The sequence below is a fragment of the Emticicia sp. 17c genome (assembly GCF_037153985.1).
Lineage (GTDB): Bacteria > Bacteroidota > Bacteroidia > Cytophagales > Spirosomataceae > Emticicia.
Window position 1 is genome coordinate 164,306 of sequence record NZ_JBBAYI010000003.1, and the last position, 24,093, is coordinate 188,398.

20 protein-coding genes are annotated in these 24,093 nt (G+C 40.2%); 8 read left to right on the plus strand and 12 right to left on the minus strand.

The annotated features are described in order from the left end of the window. Positions 1-183: 183 nt before the first annotated feature. Entirely contained in the window at positions 184-417 is a 234-nt protein-coding gene (locus WAA15_RS08470; RefSeq protein ID WP_337042294.1) for a hypothetical protein, read from the plus strand. Positions 418-464: 47 nt separating this feature from the next. After that, positions 465-866 carry a hypothetical protein gene (locus WAA15_RS08475; RefSeq protein WP_337042295.1) on the plus strand — a complete coding sequence of 134 codons (402 nt, stop codon included), beginning with the start codon at positions 465-467 and terminating at the stop codon, positions 864-866. 69 nt (positions 867-935) lie between these two features. On the opposite strand, the gene WAA15_RS08480 is transcribed toward WAA15_RS08475, so the two are convergent. After that, a complete protein-coding gene (locus WAA15_RS08480; protein ID WP_337042296.1) occupies positions 936-2,444 on the minus strand; it encodes a DUF1593 domain-containing protein in 1,509 nt (502 codons plus the stop codon). Between the two features lie 300 nt (positions 2,445-2,744). Between WAA15_RS08480 and WAA15_RS08485 the strand changes: the two genes are divergently transcribed. Then, positions 2,745-4,151: a DUF1593 domain-containing protein gene (locus WAA15_RS08485; RefSeq protein ID WP_337042297.1), complete on the plus strand. Its 1,407-nt coding sequence runs from the start codon at positions 2,745-2,747 to the stop codon at positions 4,149-4,151. A gap of 37 nt (positions 4,152-4,188) precedes the next feature. Here the strand turns inward: WAA15_RS08485 and WAA15_RS08490 are convergent, their stop codons facing one another. The 6 genes from WAA15_RS08490 to WAA15_RS08515 form a co-directional block, all read right to left on the minus strand. Next, the gene (locus WAA15_RS08490) at positions 4,189-4,713 is read right to left on the minus strand and encodes a DinB family protein (RefSeq protein ID WP_337042298.1); all 525 of its coding nucleotides are present in this window, start codon (positions 4,711-4,713) and stop codon (positions 4,189-4,191) included. Positions 4,714-4,812: 99 nt separating this feature from the next. After that, the gene (locus tag WAA15_RS08495) at positions 4,813-5,736 is read right to left on the minus strand and encodes a GlxA family transcriptional regulator (RefSeq protein ID WP_337042299.1); all 924 of its coding nucleotides are present in this window, start codon (positions 5,734-5,736) and stop codon (positions 4,813-4,815) included. Positions 5,737-5,816: 80 nt separating this feature from the next. Beyond that, positions 5,817-6,515 carry a LytR/AlgR family response regulator transcription factor gene (locus WAA15_RS08500; protein ID WP_337042300.1) on the minus strand — a complete coding sequence of 233 codons (699 nt, stop codon included), beginning with the start codon at positions 6,513-6,515 and terminating at the stop codon, positions 5,817-5,819. After that, entirely contained in the window at positions 6,505-7,566 is a 1,062-nt protein-coding gene (locus WAA15_RS08505; RefSeq protein WP_337042301.1) for a sensor histidine kinase, read from the minus strand. Before WAA15_RS08505 ends, WAA15_RS08500 begins: the two co-directional genes overlap by 11 nt. Positions 7,567-7,588: 22 nt before the next feature. Beyond that, on the minus strand, positions 7,589-8,371 hold the full coding sequence (locus WAA15_RS08510; protein WP_337042302.1) for an ABC transporter permease: 783 nt from the start codon (positions 8,369-8,371) through the stop codon (positions 7,589-7,591). A 2-nt stretch (positions 8,372-8,373) separates the two neighbouring features. Beyond that, the gene (locus WAA15_RS08515; RefSeq protein ID WP_337042303.1) at positions 8,374-9,279 is read right to left on the minus strand and encodes an ABC transporter ATP-binding protein; all 906 of its coding nucleotides are present in this window, start codon (positions 9,277-9,279) and stop codon (positions 8,374-8,376) included. Positions 9,280-9,508: 229 nt separating this feature from the next. On the opposite strand from WAA15_RS08515, the gene WAA15_RS08520 reads away from it, so the two are divergent. Both WAA15_RS08520 and WAA15_RS08525 read left to right on the plus strand, forming a co-directional pair. Beyond that, on the plus strand, positions 9,509-10,219 hold the full coding sequence (locus tag WAA15_RS08520) for a porin family protein (RefSeq protein WP_337042304.1): 711 nt from the start codon (positions 9,509-9,511) through the stop codon (positions 10,217-10,219). Between the two features lie 99 nt (positions 10,220-10,318). Beyond that, on the plus strand, positions 10,319-10,831 hold the full coding sequence (locus tag WAA15_RS08525; RefSeq protein ID WP_337042305.1) for a hypothetical protein: 513 nt from the start codon (positions 10,319-10,321) through the stop codon (positions 10,829-10,831). Positions 10,832-10,899: 68 nt separating this feature from the next. Here WAA15_RS08525 and WAA15_RS08530 read toward each other — a convergent pair whose 3' ends face one another. Then, on the minus strand, positions 10,900-12,027 hold the full coding sequence (locus tag WAA15_RS08530) for a YncE family protein (RefSeq protein ID WP_337042306.1): 1,128 nt from the start codon (positions 12,025-12,027) through the stop codon (positions 10,900-10,902). 31 nt (positions 12,028-12,058) lie between these two features. Then, positions 12,059-14,209, minus strand: a complete 2,151-nt coding sequence (locus WAA15_RS08535) for an outer membrane protein assembly factor BamB family protein (protein ID WP_337042307.1) — start codon at positions 14,207-14,209, stop codon at positions 12,059-12,061. Between the two features lie 361 nt (positions 14,210-14,570). Between WAA15_RS08535 and WAA15_RS08540 the strand changes: the two genes are divergently transcribed. The 3 genes from WAA15_RS08540 to WAA15_RS08550 all read left to right on the plus strand — a co-directional run bounded on the left by WAA15_RS08540 (position 14,571) and on the right by WAA15_RS08550 (position 18,010). Beyond that, positions 14,571-15,428, plus strand: coding sequence for an ROK family protein (locus WAA15_RS08540; RefSeq protein WP_337042308.1), 858 nt, complete (start codon positions 14,571-14,573; stop codon positions 15,426-15,428). Between the two features lie 123 nt (positions 15,429-15,551). Next, entirely contained in the window at positions 15,552-16,805 is a 1,254-nt protein-coding gene (locus tag WAA15_RS08545) for an MFS transporter (protein WP_337042309.1), read from the plus strand. A 41-nt stretch (positions 16,806-16,846) separates the two neighbouring features. Further along, the gene (locus WAA15_RS08550) at positions 16,847-18,010 is read left to right on the plus strand and encodes an AraC family transcriptional regulator (RefSeq protein WP_337042310.1); all 1,164 of its coding nucleotides are present in this window, start codon (positions 16,847-16,849) and stop codon (positions 18,008-18,010) included. On the opposite strand, the gene WAA15_RS08555 is transcribed toward WAA15_RS08550, so the two are convergent. From WAA15_RS08555 to WAA15_RS08565, 3 genes are read right to left on the minus strand one after another with little or no spacing between them, the layout of a single operon-like run. Then, positions 18,011-18,916, minus strand: a complete 906-nt coding sequence (locus WAA15_RS08555) for a dihydrodipicolinate synthase family protein (protein WP_337042311.1) — start codon at positions 18,914-18,916, stop codon at positions 18,011-18,013. Positions 18,917-18,922: 6 nt separating this feature from the next. After that, positions 18,923-21,271, minus strand: coding sequence for a hypothetical protein (locus tag WAA15_RS08560; protein WP_337042312.1), 2,349 nt, complete (start codon positions 21,269-21,271; stop codon positions 18,923-18,925). 4 nt (positions 21,272-21,275) lie between these two features. Then, a complete protein-coding gene (locus WAA15_RS08565) occupies positions 21,276-23,948 on the minus strand; it encodes a glycoside hydrolase family 2 protein (protein ID WP_337042313.1) in 2,673 nt (890 codons plus the stop codon). Positions 23,949-24,093 lie beyond the last annotated feature (145 nt).

Here is a 24,093-nt window from a genome sequence, read left to right on the forward strand (position 1 = left end):
GCCTGATAAAAAATATGTTAGCCTAATTGAGTTTGGATAGAAATTTGCTATAAGATAAAGATAGATTCATGGAAAGCATGCCAGTTTTTCATGAAAAATTAAAATTATACGAGTATGGATTCGCAGATATATTATAACTGCCTGTGTGTAGGTTCTATCTTTATTAACTAAAATAACTTTTGCATGAAAATTTCCATCCAACCTCCAAATCGGTCGTTAAGTCTGGCCGACGGGCTTCTTGCCGAAATTAATCGCGTCCAGAGCCTTATAAATCTTTATGAGTCTTTACCCGATAATATCGGCCTTTCGGGTGCGCTGAAATTACAGAACCATATCCAGAATGCCGAAAAGGCTATTCAAGATAATGATATTTTTCAGATGCTTCAGTTTTATTCCATTCTCAAAGACTGCCATTAACGTATGTCTGGTTTTTGTTATATTTGTTCATAACCATACTATTACAAATGAACGACGAGATAACCATCTGGCTTGATTTTGATGGGACTATTGTTGAGCACGCGTATCCGCATATAGGTATGCTCAACCCACACGCCATTGAAGTTATCAGTAAACTTCATGAGAAGGGGCATCATATTATATTGAATACCAAACGGATTGAACTTGCGAATAATAGCTTTACAGAAGCAACCGATTTTTTAATACACCATCATGTACCTGTAAGAGAATATTCTCCGCAAAAATATTACCCTACGGCATTTAATCCGAAAACCTTTGCCCTGAACAACGAAGTATTTATTGATGATATAGCTACGGGGATTCCGCTCATACCTTGCCGAGAAATTAATGGTCAGATGGTTGACTGGCTAACGCTGGAAAAAATATTCCTGAATTATGGCCTACTTTAAGCCTTAAAAACGAATGATTTGGGGTCTTTCATGGGGCAATATAACCCAATGAAAGACCAATCATGTTTATTATTCAACTATCTGTAAGATTACGCGCTGATAACGAATCAACGAGGGTATTCCGTTATCTTTTCCTTCCACAATTATATGAATAGTATCACCAGCTTTTGCAGTAGCCGGCACTTCAATATGAGCTATATGTTGCTTTTGTATAATGCTTACTTTTTCGGGTGACGTACCTGCTTCGGCATATTGCCAGAAACTGAAAGCCACAGTGTTAGCATCAGGGTCAGTGTAGGAAGCCGTTATCATTAATTTTTCACCTGCTTTTACTTTCCTTATGTTTCCTTCTCTGGTAGTAATTTTAGGAGCGTGGTTTGCTTCTTTATAAGATTTTATGCACCAGTCGGCACGAGCGGCAAAATCTAGTTGCAGAGCTTCAATCCAGCGTGTTTGCGGAAATGACGCATCTTGTTTTTTGGTAAAGTAGTTATAATCTGTCAGGTTAGCGTTATCTTCCCAACGATTCGGATTAGTGGTTGATTGCACCATTCTGCCTCCCCAACCACCATATTCAGGGTTATTAAGGTTCATAAGCCCAACATCCAGTAGTTGAAAATAAGCAGGCGAGTCTCCTTCCGAAATAAAATCAAACTGCGTCATTTTATTTTTATTCATATCCTCGAGCGTTCCTTGTGTATGTTCGGGGTCACCTACAATTTTTTTTCCATCTCCCCAAGAGTAATATTTAGCTAGTAATGGCCCGTGGTTATGAATAATATTCTTACTCATAAAACCACCCCTAAGGAATGGCTGTAATTCGGTAGGCACGACGAATGTCCACGGGTAGGCCAGACACCAGAACTGGTTGGCATTATAAAAAACCCTTATGTTGGGCCAATGAGGTTCCACATACTTTTTGTAGGTGGCATCTTGGTCAAGAACAGTATATATAATTGCTTTTTTTGATACCTTTTCATAAATCTGCGACCAGTTGGCCTTCCCTTTATATGTTTCTTCGATTGATTTCAAGGCACGGGCAATTGTGTTGGTGCCTCCCCATACCTGCAAATACACAGGCTGAGGATTATTATCTAACAATACATCCTTAATTAACTCTGAGCCCTCGGTTACTTTAATCATTTCTCCTTCAAAGTCAATATTACCCACTTTAACCAGTTGCTTTAAAGCCTCAGCGGTGGGGTATCCTTGTGCGTGTCTGGCAAGATTAGGCTGCACTTTGGCATACTCCTGCAATAACTCTTGCATCCATGTGGTACCGGGCCAACGGAGTTCGGTTCTTTCTCCATAACGTTTAGCCGTAGACTCCATTTCAGATGTAAATCTGGTACCTTTTTCGTCACCTTTATAATGCCATTGAGAACTACTATAAATCAGCCCTTCCAGCTTAAATTCATTAGCATATAACAGCATCCTTATAAAGGAGTCCACATCATCCAGTTCGCCATCAGTTGTCACAATCGTCCGCGGCTTTACTGGAGTCTGCGCGAGAACCATTTGTACTGACCCTAAAATACCTAAACTCACAACAAAAGCAACAAATGTTTTTATTTTCATATTCTGGTTGGGTTTATTAAACATATCAGGCCGCTGACTACTAACTAAGTATTTACAGGCAGCTTTTTAGGCAAACTTATCATAAATTATGCTGATATTTAATAAATTACTACTAGAAAATCTGTCTTTATCTTTATTGATTCTCAAGCAATACATCTTTTCATTAAGCCCATTATAATGAGCAAAGAAAACTGGTTTATTTGAAATACCTGTATTAGCTTTGATACCTGAAAGAAGCATAGCTTTAGCGCGTACGCCCCTAATCTGAATTTTATTATGAACATTACCTCTTACTTCTCCATGAAATACGTATCCTTCTTGCTTTTTATTTTATTTCTACAAACTGGATTAATGGCCCAGAATCAGACAAAATTAAGAGTGGTAGTCTTGACTGACATTGAAGCCGACCCCGATGACTCACAGTCGATGGTTCGTTTTCTGACTTATGCCAATCAATGGGATATTGAAGGCTTAATAGCAACTACCTCTATTCACCAGAAAAACTGGGCTGCCGTAGAAAGCATTCATGCTATTATTGATGCTTACGGAAAGGTACAACCCAATTTACTTAAACATGAAAGGGGGTATCCGACTGCCGCAGAATTAAAAACAAGAATAAAAAAAGGGCTTGAGAAATATGGCATGGAAGGTGTAGGTGAAGGTAAAGACTCAGAAGGCTCGGAATGGATTATCAGGGTATTAGAAAAAAACGATTCCCGCCCTGTATGGTTTTGTGTGTGGGGTGGCAGTAATTGTCTGGCACAGGCACTCTGGAAAATAAAGCAGACCAAATCTACTACCGAAGCGCAGAAACTCTACGATAAGATACGTGTCAATACGATTTCAGACCAAGACGATTCAAATCCGTGGATTCGGAAGACTTTTCCTACTATATTTTTTACTGTTACTCCTGGTTATACTTACGAGAAAGCGACATGGAGGGGTATTAATGCGCAGTCGGCAGGGTTTAATAATGCGGTTTTCTCGAATCAATGGTTAACTGAACATATTCAACAAGGGCATAGCGTATTAGGAACCATGTACCCTGATGTAGCCTATGGCATGGAAGGAGACACCCCTACTTTTTTAGGGTTAATTTCTAATGGACTTAATAACCCCGAACATCCGAATTATGGTGGCTGGGGAGGTAGGTATGAATTTTATACCCCCGTATTTGAAAAACCCAAGCCCAACCCGTACTTTAAAGTTCCGCATCAGGAAGAACCCGAAAGCCACCCTATATGGACCAACGCTAATGATTCGTTGGTGTCGTCTGTTGATAAAAAAACTTATGTTGGCAATCTTGAAACAATTATGCGCTGGCGTGAAGATTTTCAAAATGATTTTGCCGCACGTATGGACTGGACCTACCAACCTTATACGGCGGCTAATCATCCGCCTGTTCCTAAACTAAATCATGCTGAAAATATCACAGTAAAATCGGGTGAGCAGTTTTTTCTGGATGCCAAAGGAACCACTGACCCCGACGGCGATGCGTTGAGCTATTTCTGGTTTCAGTATCGGGAAGCAGGTACTTATCAGGGCAATATCAGTTTTCGCCCGTATGCCCCCAATATGTATCGTGTACCATTTACAGCCCCTAAGGTTGAAACTCCGCAAACTATCCATTTCATTTTAAAAGTAAGCGACAAAGGCCAACCTGCATTAAGCAGATACAAAAGAGTGATTGCAACCATCATTCCGTAACGAAATCCTGTTCGCACTTTTACACGTGCGAACAGTTTCAGCCATTAGCCAACGAAGCATAACGCTCCTGAATAATATTGAAGTGCCAACGTTGATGCCCCGCAATAATAAACCCAATGGCCAGCACTGAATATGTTCCTTTAAATGAAAGTCCTGTCTGGAGCAACATTTCATCCGTAAATGAATGAAACATGGCTATGGCAGAAGCCCTGATTATTTTTAATTCTTCAATCAGGTCATCTAATGAGCGATTTACTCCGGCAGCATTTCGGGCATATTCGTCTTCTTCAAAGGATGGCATTCGAGCGGTTTCGCCTCTGGCAAAGCACAAAGCTCGATACATAAAAACTCTTTCAGTATCGATTATATGCTGAAGAATATCCTTGATTGTCCATTTGGCAGGGGCATAAACCTTGTCGCCTATTTGCCTCCATTGGTCCAAAGGCAGGTAATTCAGTTCATCCAGACTTATTTTTAAAGCCTCTTGCAAATCAGTATCTTCGGCCAGATTAATGTACCTGTCGAAGTATTCCGGCATAGGAAAAATATCAGTGCGTTTCATGCTGTTATCTGTTTAAGAATAATATGTATAGTGTAGCCTGCCCTATTTTGGGCAATAGCTTTTTCATAATTTACAGAATCTTTGTAATAACATTACAGGCTAGAGTTGTTTCATTAGCCTTATTACCTGCCTTTCGCTTTTTAAACCACAATGACGGGCTATCTGGCTTTGGGTCATGTCAGGGTTTTTAACGAGTGCTTTTATTTTTTCTTTTCTGATTAGCGTAGTAAAATCATTAATTGAAATACCTGTTTCCTTTTTAAAAACCCTCGTCAGGTTTCTTGTACTCATGCAGGCAATTTCGGCTAATTCGGGCAATGATGATTTCTGACTGATGTTGTCCTGAAGCCAGTCTTGCACTTTATGGATACCCGAATGAATATGATTACGGTATTGCAAAAATATACTTTGCTGCGCGTGTGTACCTTGCCGCCGCATATAAATCACTAACTCACGTGCCACCTTATACGCAAAAGCATCGTCTTCAAGTTTACTGATGATATGCAAAGCCAAATCAATACCCGACGTTACACCGGCACTTGTCAGAATACGTTCGTCTTCAATAAACAAGATATTTTCAACTACTTCTGTTTTCGGAAAAAGTGTTTGTAAGTGTGCAGTACGTTTCCAGTGGGTCGTACATTTTCGCCCGTCTAGCAACCCAGCCAATGCTAAAACAAAAGCACCCGTACAAATTGAGCAAAGGATTATCTTTTGCATATATGCCATTTTGAGCCACTCAAACAACTCTTTCTTTACCCGAAAACCGTCTGATAACAGATAGGACGTTTCAGCTCCGGGTATAATCAGGTAATCTCCCTCCTGAAAAACAATTTCGGTAAACCTTTTTACCTGACCAATAGGTAATAAGGTAGAAGTACTGATTGAATTTTCAATAGAGCAATATTCAATTTTGAGGTCAGAACCATAACAAATAGCTTCATAAAATACTTGGTCAGCTCCTGCCAAATCAAGGAGTTGAATCTCAGGTAAAAGCATAAATACTATTTTTTTTGCGGCCATTCTGTTTAGATTTCTGCTACAAAATTAGCAGAAATCATGTAATACCGGCAGACAATAAAATGACATTTTGGGCCATACTGTTATTTTGTTGTCTGATTAATGGTTTCATAAAATACCTGCCTGTAACTATCCGAAATAGGGATAAGTATATTATTAATACGAATACGGTCTTTTTCAATAGAATCGATTCTGGCAATAGCTACCATATATGATTTATGCACACGACAAATAACCGAAGGTGGAATTTCCTGTTCAAACTCGGTAAAAGTCTGAAGGGTCATGATTTTCTTTGTAAGTGTATGAATCCGCCTGTAATCTCCTTTGCCTTCAATAAAAAGAACCTCGTCAAAAAAAACTTTTTCAAGCCGATATTCAGTTCTGATAAACATAAAATTCATGACTGGCTTAACTACTTCTATTTTAGAGAAGTGTTGTTGTACTCGCTCAACGGCCTGTACAAAGCGTTCAAACGTAAAAGGTTTTAACAGATAGTCGGTTACTTTTAAATCAAACCCTTTAATGGCATATTCATGATAGGCTGTTGTGAGTATTACCTGACTTTTAATATTACTGGTTTCGAGTAGTTTAATGCCAGAAAAATCGCCCAGATTAATATCAAGAAAAAGCAGGTCAACCTGCTGGGTTTTCAGAAAAATCAGTGCATCAATGGCATTGTCGAATGTAGCCAGTAAGTTCAGAAATGGTAGTTTCTGAACATAATTTTCAAGCCGCTCTAATGCTAAAGGCTCGTCTTCTACAAGAATACAACTAATTTTCATCAATATGTATTATTAATTTCACGTAATAAATCTCAGCATTTTTATTTATCAGCAAAGTATGCTTATCAGGATAAAGCAATGCCAGACGCCTTTTAATAAGTTCATTACCAAGACCACTGAACTCTTGTTTCAAAGCCGAATCTGAATATTTGTTTTCACACTCAAATACAAGTAAGTGGGTATCTGTTTCAATTCTGATTCTGATAATATGCTCATTCTTTTTATTATCGGCATGTTTAAAGGCATTTTCGATAAAAGGTAACAGAATCATAGGCGAAATTTGTTTACCACCTGTTTCACCTGCCATAATAAACTCAACAAAATTAGGGTTAGCCCTTCTGATTCGCTGTAAATCGATATATTTTTCAATGTAAGCTATTTCTTTTTCCAAATCTACCTTTTCTGACTTGGTTTCGTAAAGCATAAACCGCATAATATCAGACAGTTTATTGAGATATACCGATGCCTTTGCCGCATTTTTTGTAATAAGTACATCAATATTATTAAGTGTATTAAACAAAAAATGCGGGCTAATCTGCGACTTAATCAAGGCCAGTTCCATCTCAAAGTTTTTTGTGAGCAGTTCTTCTTTCAGTTTCAAATCGCCGTACCACCTGATAAAACCTTTAACCAATAAGCCCATACCACCGTTTAATACTGCAATAATGGCAATTATTGTCATTATTGATACCACTGCGCTCAGTTTATTACCAAATATACTGGGGCCAATATTAAATATATGCAATACAGAGATAAGCGCAGCACTGATAAAACTGATTATGTACGAAAAAGTAATACCCAAGACAAATAGTAAAAGGATATTCCGCCGAAGCAAAAATCTATCAAAAAGAAAATTATAGAACGAATAAAAGCCTAATACGGCAGGAAATATAGCAAAGGCTGAGAAAAAAATTTCAAATCGGATGTCTAAAAAAAACGGTGATGTTCTGAATTGGCTTCCTATGTACAGGCACATCATAATAATAAATAACAATATCAGATATAATAGCCAGTAGCCTATATGCAAAAAAACAATAACCATTTTTTTCATATCATTCTCTAAAGTTTAGTTATCAGCCCTTTTCGCGTTTTGTAATATACAATAAATAACTAACAATTGTAAAGCCCACAAAATAAGCCAATGCCATATAATGAATATTTACGGCCGGAAATGCCCCTCCGTTAGATGGCCTTAATGCGAGAAAATTATAGGGGCAATATGTATACGGAATTGTATAACCGTATTTCCATTGTACGGCTATGAGCGAAGCAATAAGTAAACCAATACCAGCACCTAAGGGAACAAGAAAATTTTTGAATTGTAAACTAACCAGATATTGAAAAGCAACAATAGGTAAACAATCTATAAAAAACAACGCGGTTACCTTCAGAAAATCTTTAAACGGAAAGGCTTGTTGCGGATAATCAATGTCGGTATAAACAAGGCTTGGAATTACCCCCGAAAGATATATCCCTACATTGAAAAGCAGGAAAAATTGCAGTAACATTACAATTATAACCGAAAGTTTGCTCAGAAAAACAACCGGATAGCTTTGTGGGCTTGTGTGCAGTTGTTTCCATGTGTTGTTTCTGAACTCGATTTGTGTAATAAGGCTTGTAGCCATAACTACTCCCATAGGTAGCAGGAAAAATGCCATTAACTGCCAGTTCCGGTTCATACCAGCCTGCCAGAAAAACGAGCTTTTGGCTTCGGCTGCAAAAGTTTCGGGGTAAAACAAGCCGCGGGCGGTCATGATTAAAGGAATAAAAAAACTACCTATAATAACAAGCCAGAATGCCACTGTACCTTTTTTTTTGAGCCATTCGCTCTTAAAACTATTAATAAAGCTTATCATAATCAGTTATTGGTTAAATTCATAAAAATGCTTTCAAGGTCATTATCCAGAGGTCTGATACCATACACATCTATACTATTCGCTACGAGGTCGCGGTTAAGCTCGGCTATCACCTCTTTAGCAAGTTGAGGCACCACAATTCTTTCTTTTTCAATTCTGGCATCAACTTTTTTATTGTGCATCAGTTGCAGTGCCGCTTGGTTATTAGCGGTGTCGAAGTATACGGCTGAGGTCTGATACTGGCGTTTCAATAGCTCGTCAAGGGTATCTTCAAAGAGCATTTTTCCTTTATTAATAATGCCAACATTAGTCACCAGTTTTTCTATTTCGGCCAGTAGGTGGCTTGAAATAATAATAGTGATACCGTGGTTCTTGTTGAGCTTTTTCAGGAGTTCCCGAATCTCGACAATACCACTTGGGTCGAGGCCATTGGTGGGTTCGTCCAGAATCAGTAACGACGGACTATGCAACAAGGCCACGGCAATACCTAAACGTTGTTTCATACCTAGCGAAAACTGGCCGGCTTTTTTCCGTCCGGTATCTGACAGCTCAACCATTTTAAGTACTTCTGGTAAACGATTGTCGGGAGCTTGGTAAATCTTTTGCCAGACTTGCAGGTTTTCAATGGCCGATAAATGCCCGTAAAGAGAGGGGCTTTCGATTAAAGAGCCTATTTTTTGCAGGATTTCAATTCGGTTTTCTTCGAATGGTTTTCCAAAAATTTCTATGCTTCCTCTCTGTTTTTTCAGAAGCCCTAGAATAAGTCGCAAAGTAGTAGTTTTTCCGGCTCCGTTTGGGCCAAGAAACCCATAGATGCTTCCTTCCGGCACACTCAGGTTGATATGGTTCAGCACATATTCCTGATTAGAAAACTGATGTGATACATCGGTGACTTTAACAGATATCATAAAGTTTTTATTTTATTCGTTCAAAGTTACCTATACTACATACGTTAGTAAACTATATTAGGTCAACTAGTGGCTTTTATCGGTTAAACGGACAATTTTTAAGGTAAGTTTAAGGCACACATTCTGTTTATTGGCTGTTACTAAATAAATCTGCTGGGGTTCCCAACCTTTTGCTTGCATGGAGCATCCTGTTTTTTACAGGTATTTTCCTTTTTACCTCAACACATTTATGAAAAACTATTCTATTAGTACACTACAAAACTTTATGTTTATTTTTTTGCTGGGCGCAGGCAGTCTTTTCAATGCAGCCGATACACTGGCTCAGCAAACTACTTTCAGTTATGGCGTAAAAACAGGCATTAATTTATCTGGCTCCTCATACAGGCCCGACTTTCATTCTCGCGTTAATCTTAAAAAAGGTTTCATGGTTGGGTTTTCTGCCGAATATGCCATGAACACTTCGTGTTTTCTGCAATCGGGTTTATATTTTTCTAACAAAGGGGCTGAATATAAAGGGAGCGATATATGGCTTGGCTCGTCTAAACCGCCAGTAACTTTTTGGGTGAATACGATTCATCAATTATATATGCAAATACCTCTGGCACTGGCCTTTAAGAAATCGCTCAGAAATAAAATTAAAATAACAGGTAATGCAGGGCCGTATGTTGCTTATGGTATAGGCGGTAGAAATATCACTAAAAAAAATCATACAGGTGTAAATTTACCTGATGAAAAAGTCTGGACTAATACTTTTGGAAAAAAAGGGGTTAAGAGATTCGACGTGGGCCTGACTGTTGGCGGCGGAATTGAACTCAAGCAAATTCAGTTAGGCATTAATTATGAACCCAGTTTTAAAGATGTTAATTACAAATACTCTGACAACATTGAGTATGAATACCGGAATAGGAACCTGACATTTTGGGTAGCCTATAAGCTATGATATGGTTGCTAGAAATGTTAATTTTTATTAAAATTTCAAGTGCCTTACAACTATTTTCAGCCAAAAAGCATCCTAGTCAGAAAAACACTGTACTGATTTATGAAAAACCTATTCTTGGGTACTGCTTTTATTACTTTATTGGGTTTAAGTGCCTGTGAAAAACCCGACGAGGCAGCTCCCGCTACTAATTCCATCAAAGCAGAATCGATTCTAGATTTTGCGTGCTTATATAATTCTGCCGATGTACCGCTCAAAGTAAGCGATGCCAAAAAAAATATTTATGGCTTATGGCAATTGAAAGGTACTATAACCATGTCGCCACCAGCCGAAGAAGTGCCTAATCTTAAAATAGCTATTTCGGCAGTTTCTGAAAATAAGAATCTGGCTGAAATCTATGAAAACGATAAAAAGAAATATTCGGTAAATTTTAGTCTTGTGCAAAAAGAATACGAAAAACATTTATGGGTAGAAATAGTACCAGAAAAAGAAACTTTAGACGACGGCACCTATAATTTCATTAAAGGTACAATCAGGATTTGCGAAGGAGAACTAATGATTGATAACGGTATGGCTTTTGATGCGCCTGCATTTCTGTTCAGAAAAACCCAATAACAAGTTTAATCATAATATAACAAACGAGGGAGGCTTTCTGAAAAGCTCCCTCGTTTGTTGTTTCTGGCTTATTTTAATACTCTTCCAATACCAAACTGGTCGCCTGCACGTATGGGTTTCGTACCAGAAAAGTGTATTTCTATCATTTTCTCACTTTGCACACTATTATAGTTTTGGTCTTCAAGGCTGGCTATAATCTTACGTGTTTTTACATCAATTACATCTCCGGTCGAAGGGTATGCATATTTACCATCGAGGCTAAAGGTAATCCAGCCGGGCATATCTTTTACAGTAATAGTTGTTACTTGCTTAGGAGGTATCTGGGTGTTATCAAATACATGCAGGCGGTTGTTGGCACCATCACAAATCCAGAGTTCTTTCTCATCCGGTGTCAGCCCGATACCGTGTGTGGGGCATCCATGACGTTTTACTTCGCCTTTATTAAACCCTTGTACCTCAACTCTGTGTAGCTTCTTTCCTGTTTTGAGGTCGCCCACTTCAAAGCCCAGCAAACCATTGATATTTACATAAGCTAGGGTTTCGGCACCATTAATGGTAAAAGGCCGCACTTCAGCATTGAATGGCCCTACCTGCTTGCTGATAGTATGAGTTTTAGCATCTGTGACCGTGAGGTACGGCGACTTAAGCCCAGCCAAATAAACATACTTACCCGACAACCCATACAAAGTGTTATGAGAACCCGAATTGGTTACAATTTTCTGTATAAGATTACCCGTTCTGGCATCAATTACATTCCAGAATTCTTTTTCAAAAGAAGGCAGATAAATTATTTTCCCGTCGGGAGACACCGACATTCTGTCGGCTCCACCCTCAAATTGCTTTTCCCATACCAGTTTTTCGGTTGTCAGGTCAATACATTGCAGGGCCTCAACTGTACTTATATAAATACAATTTGTAGCCAGACTTACACATACACCTTTTACATTTGAAGGCTTGCCGTCGGGGTGTAGGCCAGCAGTAGGGATAAACTTCACAAACTGATGCTTATTGTCGATGTCGAACACCTGAATACCATGCCCACCATAGCCCAGATAGTCGCGTACACCCGGGGTAGCTACATATAAATACCTTTTAACCTTAGGGGTAGGTTGTACGTTCTCAACTGCGGGTTTCCATCCTGCCAACAGGAGGAGTACCAGCAAAAAAGGCAATATTCTCATACTTACGAATTTCATAGTCATTTAATTTCAAGGGTAAAATATATTTTCAAGGCAAAGCAAAGGCAATATAGCGGTCGCCGGATTTACTTTTCAGTTTACCCCCACCACAAGCAATTACTACATATTGTTTTCCATTAACAGCATATACGCTTGGCGAAGCGTATCCGGCAGCAGGTAGTTTAAACTTCCACAGGGTTTTTCCTGTATTGCGGTCAATAGCTCTGAAATACTCATCTTTTGATGCAGCAATAAACAACAGCCCGCCGGCAGTTACGGCAGCACTACCGTAATTATCGGTTCCGGTAGGTGAGATTCCCTTAGCTGTCAGCTCAGGATACTCGCCCAAAGGCACTTGCCATTGGCGTTTACCTGTATTCATGTTAATAGCCGTGAGGGTTCCCCACGGAGGTGTACTTACCGGATACCCGTTGCTATCATACCAGCGGTTATATCCGGTATGTGTATAAGGTACAGTCGATAACTTGGCTTTGGTATTATTTTGCGTAGAAGTGTTTTTGCCTGCCAGAAAATCAATAATTGTTTGCCTATCCTGTTCTTTTATCTTGGTAAAGGCGGGCATCATTCCCCTACCCTTTGCCAGAATCTGCTGAATAGCTGCATTGTTGTATTTGCTGGTTACATTTAGTAAACCCGGAATTGTGCCATCATGGTTTCCTTCTCTATCAGCACCATGGCAAGCCGCACAATAAGACTGATACAATTGTTTACCCGAAATCATGGCTTTGCTAGTAGTGTAATCGGGTGCATCAATGATAGAACTAAAAACCGGATTTTCTTTGGCAGGCACATACATCACGCTGTTTTCATCAACGGCTGCCCCACCCCATTGCGCACCGCCATCGCTCCCCGGGAAAAAAATGGTTCGTTCTCGACCCAAAGGAATAAAAGGTGAGCCGGTTCTGGTTTTCTTTAATGTTTCGAGTATTTCTGCTTTATTAGAGGCAAATGGATTTATATCGTTTGCCGTAAAACTCTGGCGCGTAAATGGTTCAGGCAAAACAGGTATAGGTTGGGTAAGTGCTGCTTTTTCGCCAGGAATATCTGAAGCTGGAAACTGGCGTTCTTCAATCGGAAAAATAGGCTTACCTGTTACTCTGTTAAATACAAAGGTAAACCCTTGTTTACTTACCACCGATACAACGTCAGTTTTCTTTCCGTTTTGGGTAATGGTATACAAATTAGGAGGCGCAGGAATATCTCTATCCCAGATATCGTGGTGTACAGTCTGAAAATGCCAGAGTCTTTTACCTGTATTGGCATCAAGCGCAATCAGGCAATTAGCAAAAAGATTATCACCTTTCCGATTCCCTCCATAAAAATCGAATGCAGCCGAGCCAGTAGGCACATACACAATTCCGCGTTGGCGGTCAATGGCCATGCCCATCCAGCTATTGGCCCCGCCCACGTTCTGATAATTTTGCTTTTCCCATGTATTGTACCCGTATTCGCCCGGGCGGGGTATGGTACGGAATGTCCAGCGTAGATGTCCCGTTCTGACATCATACGCACGAATATCCCCTAAAAGTGCCGATGCACTCTCAGAAACCCTTGTGCCTACAATAAGCGTATTTTTAAAAACAGTGGCTGGAGTATTAGACACCACGTAGTCGTCAGCACCGGGACGGGTGATTCCTTCTTTGAGGTCAATTTTTCCGTTCTTGCCAAATGTCTCTATGGGTTGTCCGTTTTCAGCGTTTAAGGCATACATAAAAGCCCCGTAAGCAAAAAATATTCTGGCCTCTTTTCCGTCTGTCCAGTAGCTTACTCCCCTGCTGGTCATGTTAAAAGTATCATCATTTAATCGGGTCTTCCAGATTTCTTTTCCGTTGGCAGCATCCATTGCAAAAACCTGTGACCCAGCCGATACACCATAAAGTATTCCTTTAATTATAATCGGATTACACTGTATCTGTGTAGTTTGTTTAATTGTGTCGGCTCCTCCAGAAGCATACTCCCATGCAGGTTTTAACTGGCTTACGTTATCGACATTAATTTGTGTAAGCGATGAAAAATGATTCCGGTCTGGGCCACCGTTATACTCAGTCCAGTCTGTATCTGCTGGTTTTTCGAGTGTAGTACTGGCTGCTATACCCAAAGCCAATAAAGCCGCGGCAAACAGTTTTACTTTTGTGTGGTAATGCCTAAGTTGTTGGTTGTAGGGAGTAATTTTATTCATAGATTAATCAGTTGTTGTTAACCAGCATTAGCTCTTTTAACCAATTGGCTAAAGAGATATACTGGCAGGAGTTAATTTTTCGGTTGAATAGCGTTTGTCAAAATTAGTAAAATTTCTTCTCAAAAACAGGCCATTATTTATAAACCCCTTAAAGGCTGATTACCAAACAAATGCCCCCTGAATACGGAAAACAGAATAATAAAAAATTAAAATTCCTTTATTTTGGAATGGTATCTTTTGCTTGATATTGAGTATTGTTAACGTGAGTAAAAATTGATTCAATTACGCCATACAAAAACTATAATCTGTTGGAAACGGCTTGTTATGGCTAGACCAATGGACTGATAAAATCTAAATACTTATGAATATAGGGGTTGACTTGGGAGGAACTAAAATTAAAGCAGGAATCGAGCTGAATGGGTCGGTTATTAAGCAAGACACTATTTTGCTGAAACAGAAAGATTCTCTTACATCCACATTACAACAATTAATTGATTTAATTAAGCCTTTTATGGCTTATTCGGTAAACAGCATTGGCATTGGCGTACCTTCGGTAGTTGATATCGAAAAGGGTATCGTTTACAACGTAACCAATATTCCGTCGTGGCAGGAAGTAGCCCTGCGGGATATTCTGCAAGATGAATTTAACATTCCGGTTTTTGTCAATAACGATGTAAACTGTTTTACTTTAGGCGAACACCGTTTTGGTGTTGCTAAAGGTTTTAGCTCAGTAGTGGGTGTTACTACTGGCACAGGTTTGGGGTCGGGTATAATTATTGAAGATGAGTTGTATACAGGTATTAACTGCGGAGCGGGCGAAATTGGCCTGCTGCCGTATCTGGATAAAAACTTTGAGTATTATGCCAGCAACAATTTCTTCGAAGCCATACATGGCATTACGGCTTTAGAAGCCAACATAGCTGCCGCTGCCGGCGACAAGAAATCAATTATGCTTTGGAAAGAATTTGGCGCACACCTCGGCACAGCCCTGAAAGCGGTCATGTATGTATATGACCCCGAAGCCATTGTTTTAGGTGGCTCTCTGGCAAAGGCTTATCCGTTTTTTAAAGATGGTATGTATGCGGCATTGAGTGATTTTTCTTTTCCTGAGTCGTTGAAACGCTTAAAGATTTTTCAATCAACCGACGATAACATCGCGCTTCTTGGGGCTGCGGCATTAATTCCGCAAGGTTTAAAAAATTATGTATTAAAAGACTGATACTGTGTCAGTCTTTTAATACCAACATAGCTTTTGGCTCATAGCTGCCCGACATTAGATTTTTGATTTTAGAAATCTAATGTTTACCTTTAAAACACCTCAACCGAACAAATCTACGTTTCTATGAAAAGAAATACTTTTATTGTTATTCTTATTTTCTTCATTTTCTTTGTTATATCCTTTTTAAGTAATATCCTTTCTGCTATTACTCCCGACTTGTCGGATGGTTTTCATTTAGGTATCGGGCTTACAGGCTTTTTGCCCTTTGCCTTTTTTGTGGCTTATGGTGTTGCCTCTATTCCGTCGGGTATACTGGTAGAGAAATACCGCGAAAAACGCGTTTTATTCTGGGCCTTTTTACTGGCTTTTGCAGGAGCTTTACTATTTGCTGTTATTCCTACCTTTACGGTTGCACTGGTTTCTTTATTCATTATTGGCGTGGGTATGGCTATGCTACAAGTAGTGATTAACCCGCTTTTAAGAGTTGCAGGAGGCGAAGCAAACTTTGCCTTTAATTCTGTAATGGCTCAGTTATTCTTCGGAGGAGCTTCTTTTTTAAGCCCCATGCTATATACCTATTTTGTAAAGAATGTTCATACGAGTGCGAATCCGAACTTTATTATTTCAATGCTCAACAAGGTTGTGCCACCAGACCTTAAATGGGTGTCGTTATATTGGGCTTTCGCCTTGATTTCCCTTGTAATGATAATTATTGTTCAAGTAGTGAAATTTCCGGTTGTAGTATTAAAAGACGACGAACGAATCGATACTGGCAAATCTTTTAAAGAACTATTAGCCAACAAATACGTATGGTTGTTTTTTCTGGGGATATTCTGCTATGTAGGTACAGAACAGGGCATTGCCAACTGGATTTCTAAATTCCTGCAAATATACCATAAAGTTGACCCTACTACCTTAGGGGCTTCGGTTGTTTCGTATTTCTGGGGTTTGTTAACTATCGGGTGTATATTAGGTTTGTTCTTATTGAAACTGTTTGATAGCCGCCGCGTATTGATGTCGTTTACGCTTGGCGCTATTGTTTCGTTACTGGCTGGGTTATTCGGCCCGCTTGAAATAGCTCTTTATGCATTTCCTGCTGCGGGTTTCTTTGCGTCGGTTATGTGGTCTATTGTAGTTTCACTGGCACTTAATTCTGTGCGGTTACACCACGGCACTTTGTCGGGTATATTATGCACAGGTATTGCCGGAGGTGCCATTGTTCCCTTGATTATCGGAGGGCTTGGCGAATTATTCGAACTACGCTTTGCCATGCTATTTTTATTGGTTACCTTAGGGTATTTATTTAGTATTGGTATCTGGGCAAAACCACTGGTTAACAACGCAACCGTTAAAAGCTGGAGAGACTTGTTTAATTAACAGTTACCTCTGATACGGCAAAACAAGCTAACGCTAACAATATGTATAAGATTATTCTTTTAATTGACTTTGCTGAAGAATATAGCAAGGCTCTGTTGAAAGGGATTGCCAAATATTCGAAAGAGCATGGCCCATGGATTTTCTGCCGGATGCCCCTTTTTCAGCGTGAAACCATCGGGATGGAGGGTATTCTGGAATGGGCTTTGGAATGGGGTGCTGACGGCATTATCGGACAGCTATATAATGACCCCGCCGTTGAGAAATTTATTGAAGCAGGTATACCAGTTATTGCTCAAGACTTTAAAGAACGTTTCAGGGATATTCCGAATATTACGGGTGCGCACAAAGAGGCCGGAGAAATGGGTGCAGAATATTTTCTGCGCAAGGGTTTCAAGAATTTTGCTTTTTATGGGTTCAAAGATATCGTGTGGTCACGCGAGAGAGCCGAAGGCTACGAAGAGCGTATTACAAGGGCCGGCTATAAAGTACACTATTTTGAACACGCCATGGCGCGCTCAACTGAAATCTGGTATTATAAGCCTAGTTCTTTGAGCCAATGGCTTAAGTCGTTACCCAAACCCATAGCTCTGATGGCTTGTGACGATAATCAGGGACAACACATTACAGAAGCCTGCCGGCATTCACAAATCAGAATACCTGAGGAAGTGGCCGTGTTAGGTGTTGATAATGATGAAATGATTTGTGAGTTCTCAGACCCACCACTTTCTAGTATCGGGCAAGATGCCGAAAAAGGAGGCTACGATGCCGCCAGATTGCTTGAACACATGATTAAAAACGGCACTGCAAATTATTATGACATCATTGTAAAACCTACACAGGTAGTTACCAGACACTCGACAGATATTTATGCTACTAATGACGATTATATTGCTGCATCGTTAAAATTTATTCACCAGAATATTGATAAAAATCTGCAAGTTGACGATGTAGTGAAACAGGTTCCTTTGTCAAGAAGAGCACTCGAAAAACGTTTTCAGTACATTACAGGGTATCCTATTTACAAATATATTTTTAATCTTCGGATTGAGAAACTTACCCAGAAGCTCCGTGAAACGGATATGACTGTTTTTGAAATTGCACTTGATATGGGGCTTACAGATAGTAAAAACATTGCCCGACAGTTCAGGCAAGTCAAGGGTTGTACTCCTATTGAATACAGAAACCAATATCTGGCAGGGAAATAATCAGGCAGGGGTGTAATTCTCCAACGTTATTACTTTTTCTATCAAAGTGTCAGCTATTTGTTGATGTATTTCATCGAAAGGTAATAAAGCCGCTCTCACAGCAGGTGTCTTGTAGATACCTTGCTTATGTAATAATCTTTTAAAAAAATGAATAGATATATCGAGATGCTGGTTTGAAAAAGCCAGTACAGGCAATAGCTGATAAAACAACTGCTCGGCTTTTTGTAGCTCTCCGGCCTGAAAATACTCGTAAATACGGCAATAAGTTTTGTGCATAGCTGTGGGCATAAAAGCATGCACTCCTCTTTTTAAGCCTTCTATCATCTGGGTTACGGCCCAACCTCCACTTAAATGTAATTTACCTTCGGTTAAAGCTAATAACCGGCTATATTTTACGCCCGCAGGTACGGTTTCAACCTTTAAACATCGGAATGCTTCTACCTCCTGAAACAACTCCAGAATCAGTTCGTCTGGCAAACCATAGCCGCTTGCATCCCAATCCTGAATCATGATTGTTTCTACTCCGGTAGCTGCCACCTCATGTATCTGAGCTTTAAAACCCTTTATGTCTGTAAAAGGGAGCTGGAGTAGTATATTTTTATGGCCCGCTTGCAGGTATTCAGCAATAAGCTTTTTGCGTTTTAGCACATCTAGCTCTCCTGCTCCGGCAAATATCGGTACGCGTCCGGCCACCTCTTCTAATACAGCATTTACAATGCTGAGGCGTTCTGTCAAATTTAGGGTCGCTACTTCTGAAGCTAACGCAGGTACCAGAAAACCACTTACTCCCGCTTGCAGGGCATATTGCACATTTTTTCGGAGAGACGGAATATCAACGTCTCCCGATGTATTAAAGGGAGTATTTAATACCGTGACAATCCCGACAAGCGGAAATAATTCTTTCATGGCTGTTTATTGTTTAAGTAGCCAGATATCAGAAATTTTGGAATGTTTACGCCAGTTCAGATGAGATTCCTCTGGTTCATCAAAAGTAACTGTGATGCGCCCATCCTGAGTAAGATTGAAAGGCACAATCCATTCTTTAAAAGTTTCGGTCTCACGATTATACAGAATCGGGTCAAGCCTCTTGCCATCTACACGTAACAACGCTTCTCCTGACCCTGCAACCCTGATAATATATCGTGCATCAGCTTGTAGGTTATCATACACTAATTCGGGGCATTTCTGAAACGTCTGAGACGATAAGCGTGTGCGACTAAAGCCGTTGTCCCACCATGCAATATCGGTGGCATCATCAATAATTGTTTTTACTCTTGGCCCTTTACTCACGCTAGACACATCGTCATAGAAACTACCTGCACCGGGGTTTTCCCATGTACTAATTAACTTTAGCCTTTCTAATACAGCCTCTTTGCTGGTAGCTACCATTGGTATAAGTTTTTTGAACTCATCCTGTAACCACCACCGATTATTAAGCGGGTAATCTATGAAATCGAGCAAGCAGCCTCTTTCATAGCCTTTAGCTTTGTGTTTAGGCACACTTGTCTGTAAACCAATAGAGGCATAAAGCATCTGGCACAATTGCTCAATTTTTTTTCTTAAATCATAACCAACAGGCATTTTATCTGCTCTTTCCATGATTTCGGCAGCCGAGGCCATAGCTTTTTCTGCGCCTAGTTGCGAAGCATTTGCCAGAACCTGATTCGCTTGCTTTTCAAGGTCTTGCTCATAAATCAGGCGTCTTCTGGTATAGGTATCATAATACGCCCTCAGGAGCAACATCTGCCAACGCCAGTTTTCGGTTAATTGCGGCGTAGCCGATGACTCCATACCCTTCCAGAATGTAAAAGTAGCTTCCACCCCACCATTACGAGCCAAAGGCCCTTTCCAGTTATTTTCTAAAGCTGCAATACCGTCTGCTACGTTATCGGCCAGATTTCTGCCGAAGAAAAAGTTTCCATAATCAACCAGTATTTCTCTCACATCGGTTTGGGTATTCCATGCCCTCATGCTCCAAGTAACTTTGTTGATGTCATCATGACACCCGTCCGAGTAAGAAACAAAACCATCAGTAAAAGGGGCGTAAGTCTGATGAATTGCCGCAAATTCGTAAGGGCGTGGATTACTGGCCTCTCTTCCTAAAGTTAAAGCATAGGCTTGGTCCCACTCCCGTACCGGAAATTCACACCTGACGTTATGCGTAAGGTCGGGGTACTCGCGATGCTGATAATTTTTAGGAAGTCGGTAACGTGTTTCTGCCATTGGCGGGCTACCCGGCCCTGAAACCACCCCTTGCAACCATGTGGGTTTGTTTTCTTTCAGGTACTGATAGAAATAATCGACCTGTTCAACACTAAAGCCTTGTAACGACAACCATATTTTACTGTTCGGATGATACTTTACCAGCCGTTCGTGGAGTTCTTTCAGAAATGGCATTACCTCACGTGGGTGATTATCGCCCGGGTCGCCGCCCGGAACAAAAATGTGGTCTAAACGTGGGCATTTCTTGTATAAATCTTCATGAAGATTTAATTCGGCTGTTCGTTTCTGGTTATCTTTCAGGTCGAAGGTTACGGGTGTCCAGACCCAATAGTCCATGTCATAAGCCTGACATATCTCGCTTATCTTTACGCGCATATCAGCCGCCGACATTTTAAAATGAGGGCTTGGGTTTTCGTCTTCATGAAAAGGAATGCCTTCTACTGCATTTGACCCAAAAATAGCCAGTTCCCTGATATACTGGTCGAATTGTGCTACCGTCCAAGCATCATAGGAATTGGCCGTATGCCGGTACCCTAACTGATGCCCCCTGATAGGATATTCAGGCGAGGAAGCTATATTGATTTTTGTTTCTAATTGTATTGCTTTAGGGTTTAATGTTGCTTTGCGAAGCACCCATCCGGCACCAAATAACACACCACGGGCATCGGCTCCTATTATCCATAAAATCCCCCCTTTATCTGTCAGTTCTGATACAACCCTGAAACCTTCAGGCTTAAACTCGGCACTGTTTTTATCGGCACTAACCGGAATGGCTTTACCAAACAGGTCTTTCTCGTTTGATAATACCAACGCAATGGCATATTCGCCAGTTTTGGGCTGGCTGCTGATAGGTTTAAGTACAATGCCCGTACGCTTCTGAATTTCTTCTGTTAGCATTTTAACGGTTGTCTCTTTCACGGGAGAAGGCACATTGGCCGAAGCAATAATATTTGCGCTTTTTATTGTAATCTGTTGAGCTTTAGCAAAAACAAAAGTCAGGAATAAAAAAACGGTCAGGTGAATAGATTTAAGTCTCATTGGTTTACAAAGTCATTGGTTTTAATAGATTATACCCTTTCAGTCTGATACTTGGGCTAGCACCATCCAGATTTTTCTTAAAACATTTCACGGTCAGTATTTTAGTTTCATTGGGTGCTAGCGAAATGTAGTTGTCTGACCAGAATACAGGTAATACAGCCGAGCCATTAGCCCCTTTTGCTAATTCGGCTTCTACAAAGAAGGCCAGTTTATCAGACGTATTAGTGAGTTTCAGACTTATTTCATATTCGTCGTTCCCTGACTCCTTGATACTCTTCTCAGCTTTTAGGCTCACCTTTGGCAAGTTGTTGAGAGGGGTAAAATCGGCATATTGTTTTTGTGGCGTATAAAACCAGAAATATTTCGACCAGTCGAGTTTATCTTGATGTGTTGCCAGCCAATAGAAGTTATCAGCTATCAGTTCGTTACTGGCATTTTTTAATTTTACATCCAGAAAATATACTTCGTGTGTACCTTCCAGAGCCGGAACTTTAAGCCATTCTTTAGTCGAATTTTCTCCTAAATTCACGTTTTCAGTCTTTTCAAAAATCAACTTTGAATCTTTATTATAGATTTTTACCTCAGCCTTGTAATTGCTAAGAGCATTGCGTGTGTCGTTGCTCAAATGCAGCGTATGGGCAAAATAATTATAGATAATATTTACAGGCTGAGATGCCTTTTTGGTGCCATAATAAGCACCTGTGGGCATGAGGTAATAATCATACAACTGCCAGTAGAACTCAGGCCACGGAGAGTTTAACATCCATTGCACAACACCAGTGGCAACAGGTCGGTTAATAACAAACGCTTCAAACATGGGGCGGATGGCCTCATAGTTCATAACCTGCGCTTTTAAAGCTAGTTCGTCCAGATTCTGTGATGCACCATATTTATTATTTAAGGCTTTCAGAAACACCCCTAGTGTATTAAAGTCTTTACGACCTGAGTGGTAATTCCAGACTTTATTATCAGGCGGCCAGAGGTCGGCCTCTGGCATCATTTTCTTGATGCTTTCAACAGGCGGAATCTGAGGGCCGGGGCCTGTTTCGCTATTGAAACCAAAGGCACCTCCCAGCTTTTTATCTTCAAACCAATACACTGGCGGAACATACTCATAAGGACCGTTCATTTTCATACCCGATTTACCTGTAAGTGTACTGGTAAACTCGCCGGAAGAAATCAGGAAAGGGCGTGTGGGGTCGTATTGTTGCAATATTTGAAGATAACGTTTTTCGAGTGATGGTTTAGGCATAGCGTCGCTTCCACCTGCCCATGTAAAAATACTCGGATGGTTCCGTAACCATTTTACTTGGTCTCTAAGGTAATTGGCCAAAAGGGTTTCTTCATCGGATGTTAGTTTAACCGCATACAAATCGACCCCTTCATTAATAGGCAGATTTTCATCGCCAGGCTTAATTTTCAACTCCATTCCCAGATAATCAGGCCATTCCCATTGACAACTCCAGCCAACCATCAATAAAATTCCGTTTTCATCGCACAAATCATATAAATGGTGATTATTACCCCAAATTCCTTCCAGCCTCAGCGAATTCAAATTCATTTCTTTTACGTATCTGATTTGGGCAGCGTCTTTTTCGGGCATATATCTTAAAAACAGGTCATCGACCCATCCGGCACTTTTTATTAATACTTCTCTGCCATTTACTTTATAACCGCGTACGTCTTTTGCATTCAGGTAGGTTTCAATCTTACGTATACCAAAGCGGGTACTTTGTTTATCAAGTAGGGTTGAATTTTCTTTCACTTCCAGTTGCAGGGTATATAGTTCTGGTTTTCCTAAGCCATTAGGCCACCATAAACGAGGTTTTTTGATAGTAAGCTCTTTTGTATCAGCAGGTGTAAACTTTATTTCTTTACGCTGACGCGGCTGTAAAGTAACCGTTTTTTTAAAAACTATTTCTTCTATATGGCCAGTTACTTCAACTGTTTTTGATACATCGCTATGATTGGTGAGTTCTGTACTGACGGTCAATGTTGCCTTTGATAAATCTTTAGGGTCGAGGTCGGGTGCAACAAAACTGGCATTCATCGATACCTTTCCAGACCGTTTCAGCCTTATTTCACGATAAATACCCATATAGTGGTCGGGCGGTGTAGGTGCCCAATCAACAAAACCCATATAGAAGTTTCTGACCTGCGGCGGAAAAACCTCTACCAGCAACACATTTTCTCCCGATTTGGTGGCTTTAGTAATATCAAGCGCAAACTGCCTGAAAGCACCAAAAAGGGTATCTTGTGTTGCTACTTGTGTGCCATTAAGCCAGAAATTAGCTCGGTAATTGACCCCATCAATGAGTAAGGTTAATTGCTCTTCGTTTGTGTCGAGGTCGTTAATCTGAAAAGTATTTCTGAACCACCAGCTATTTTCAAAAGGAGCTCTTGGAATATTTTCGAGGTTTTTACCCATAAAGGGGTCTTTATAAACTCCGGCTTCTACCAATGCTCCGAGTACGGTGGTAGGTATGGTGGTCTTCACCCACTTCTCAGGATTGATTAATTGTGTTGAAATTGTTTTGGCATCTGCCTTTGTGTCTTTAGTAGAGGCTATTGCCCAGTTGTCGTTTAAAATACGTTCTTCCACTTTTACTTTCGGGCCGCAAGCACTTAAATATATACCACTGAGCAGGCTTAAAAGTAAATACCATCTTTTTTTCATACTTTATGTGTTCTTGATTGCTGTTCTTTCTAATACTTGTAAAAATAAATTTCGGACTATCAGCCTGCAAAATATCTGAAAGATAATAGCCTTTTTCTGAAAGCCCGACGTATACTATTAAATTTTCATTCACCCTCTTGACATC

What these genes read in the sequence shown, in the direction of transcription:
- WAA15_RS08470 (WP_337042294.1), top strand. Translation starts at nt 184, where the DNA reads ATGAAAATTTCCATCCAACCTCCAAATCGGTCGTTAAGTCTGGCCGAC.
- WAA15_RS08475 (WP_337042295.1), top strand. Translation starts at nt 465, where the DNA reads ATGAACGACGAGATAACCATCTGGCTTGATTTTGATGGGACTATTGTT.
- WAA15_RS08480 (WP_337042296.1), bottom strand. Translation starts at nt 2,444, where the DNA reads ATGAAAATAAAAACATTTGTTGCTTTTGTTGTGAGTTTAGGTATTTTA.
- WAA15_RS08485 (WP_337042297.1), top strand. Translation starts at nt 2,745, where the DNA reads ATGAAATACGTATCCTTCTTGCTTTTTATTTTATTTCTACAAACTGGA.
- WAA15_RS08490 (WP_337042298.1), bottom strand. Translation starts at nt 4,713, where the DNA reads ATGAAACGCACTGATATTTTTCCTATGCCGGAATACTTCGACAGGTAC.
- WAA15_RS08495 (WP_337042299.1), bottom strand. Translation starts at nt 5,736, where the DNA reads ATGGCCGCAAAAAAAATAGTATTTATGCTTTTACCTGAGATTCAACTC.
- WAA15_RS08500 (WP_337042300.1), bottom strand. Translation starts at nt 6,515, where the DNA reads ATGAAAATTAGTTGTATTCTTGTAGAAGACGAGCCTTTAGCATTAGAG.
- WAA15_RS08505 (WP_337042301.1), bottom strand. Translation starts at nt 7,566, where the DNA reads ATGAAAAAAATGGTTATTGTTTTTTTGCATATAGGCTACTGGCTATTA.
- WAA15_RS08510 (WP_337042302.1), bottom strand. Translation starts at nt 8,371, where the DNA reads ATGATAAGCTTTATTAATAGTTTTAAGAGCGAATGGCTCAAAAAAAAA.
- WAA15_RS08515 (WP_337042303.1), bottom strand. Translation starts at nt 9,279, where the DNA reads ATGATATCTGTTAAAGTCACCGATGTATCACATCAGTTTTCTAATCAG.
- WAA15_RS08520 (WP_337042304.1), top strand. Translation starts at nt 9,509, where the DNA reads ATGAAAAACTATTCTATTAGTACACTACAAAACTTTATGTTTATTTTT.
- WAA15_RS08525 (WP_337042305.1), top strand. Translation starts at nt 10,319, where the DNA reads ATGAAAAACCTATTCTTGGGTACTGCTTTTATTACTTTATTGGGTTTA.
- WAA15_RS08530 (WP_337042306.1), bottom strand. Translation starts at nt 12,027, where the DNA reads ATGAAATTCGTAAGTATGAGAATATTGCCTTTTTTGCTGGTACTCCTC.
- WAA15_RS08535 (WP_337042307.1), bottom strand. Translation starts at nt 14,209, where the DNA reads ATGAATAAAATTACTCCCTACAACCAACAACTTAGGCATTACCACACA.
- WAA15_RS08540 (WP_337042308.1), top strand. Translation starts at nt 14,571, where the DNA reads ATGAATATAGGGGTTGACTTGGGAGGAACTAAAATTAAAGCAGGAATC.
- WAA15_RS08545 (WP_337042309.1), top strand. Translation starts at nt 15,552, where the DNA reads ATGAAAAGAAATACTTTTATTGTTATTCTTATTTTCTTCATTTTCTTT.
- WAA15_RS08550 (WP_337042310.1), top strand. Translation starts at nt 16,847, where the DNA reads ATGTATAAGATTATTCTTTTAATTGACTTTGCTGAAGAATATAGCAAG.
- WAA15_RS08555 (WP_337042311.1), bottom strand. Translation starts at nt 18,916, where the DNA reads ATGAAAGAATTATTTCCGCTTGTCGGGATTGTCACGGTATTAAATACT.
- WAA15_RS08560 (WP_337042312.1), bottom strand. Translation starts at nt 21,271, where the DNA reads ATGAGACTTAAATCTATTCACCTGACCGTTTTTTTATTCCTGACTTTT.
- WAA15_RS08565 (WP_337042313.1), bottom strand. Translation starts at nt 23,948, where the DNA reads ATGAAAAAAAGATGGTATTTACTTTTAAGCCTGCTCAGTGGTATATAT.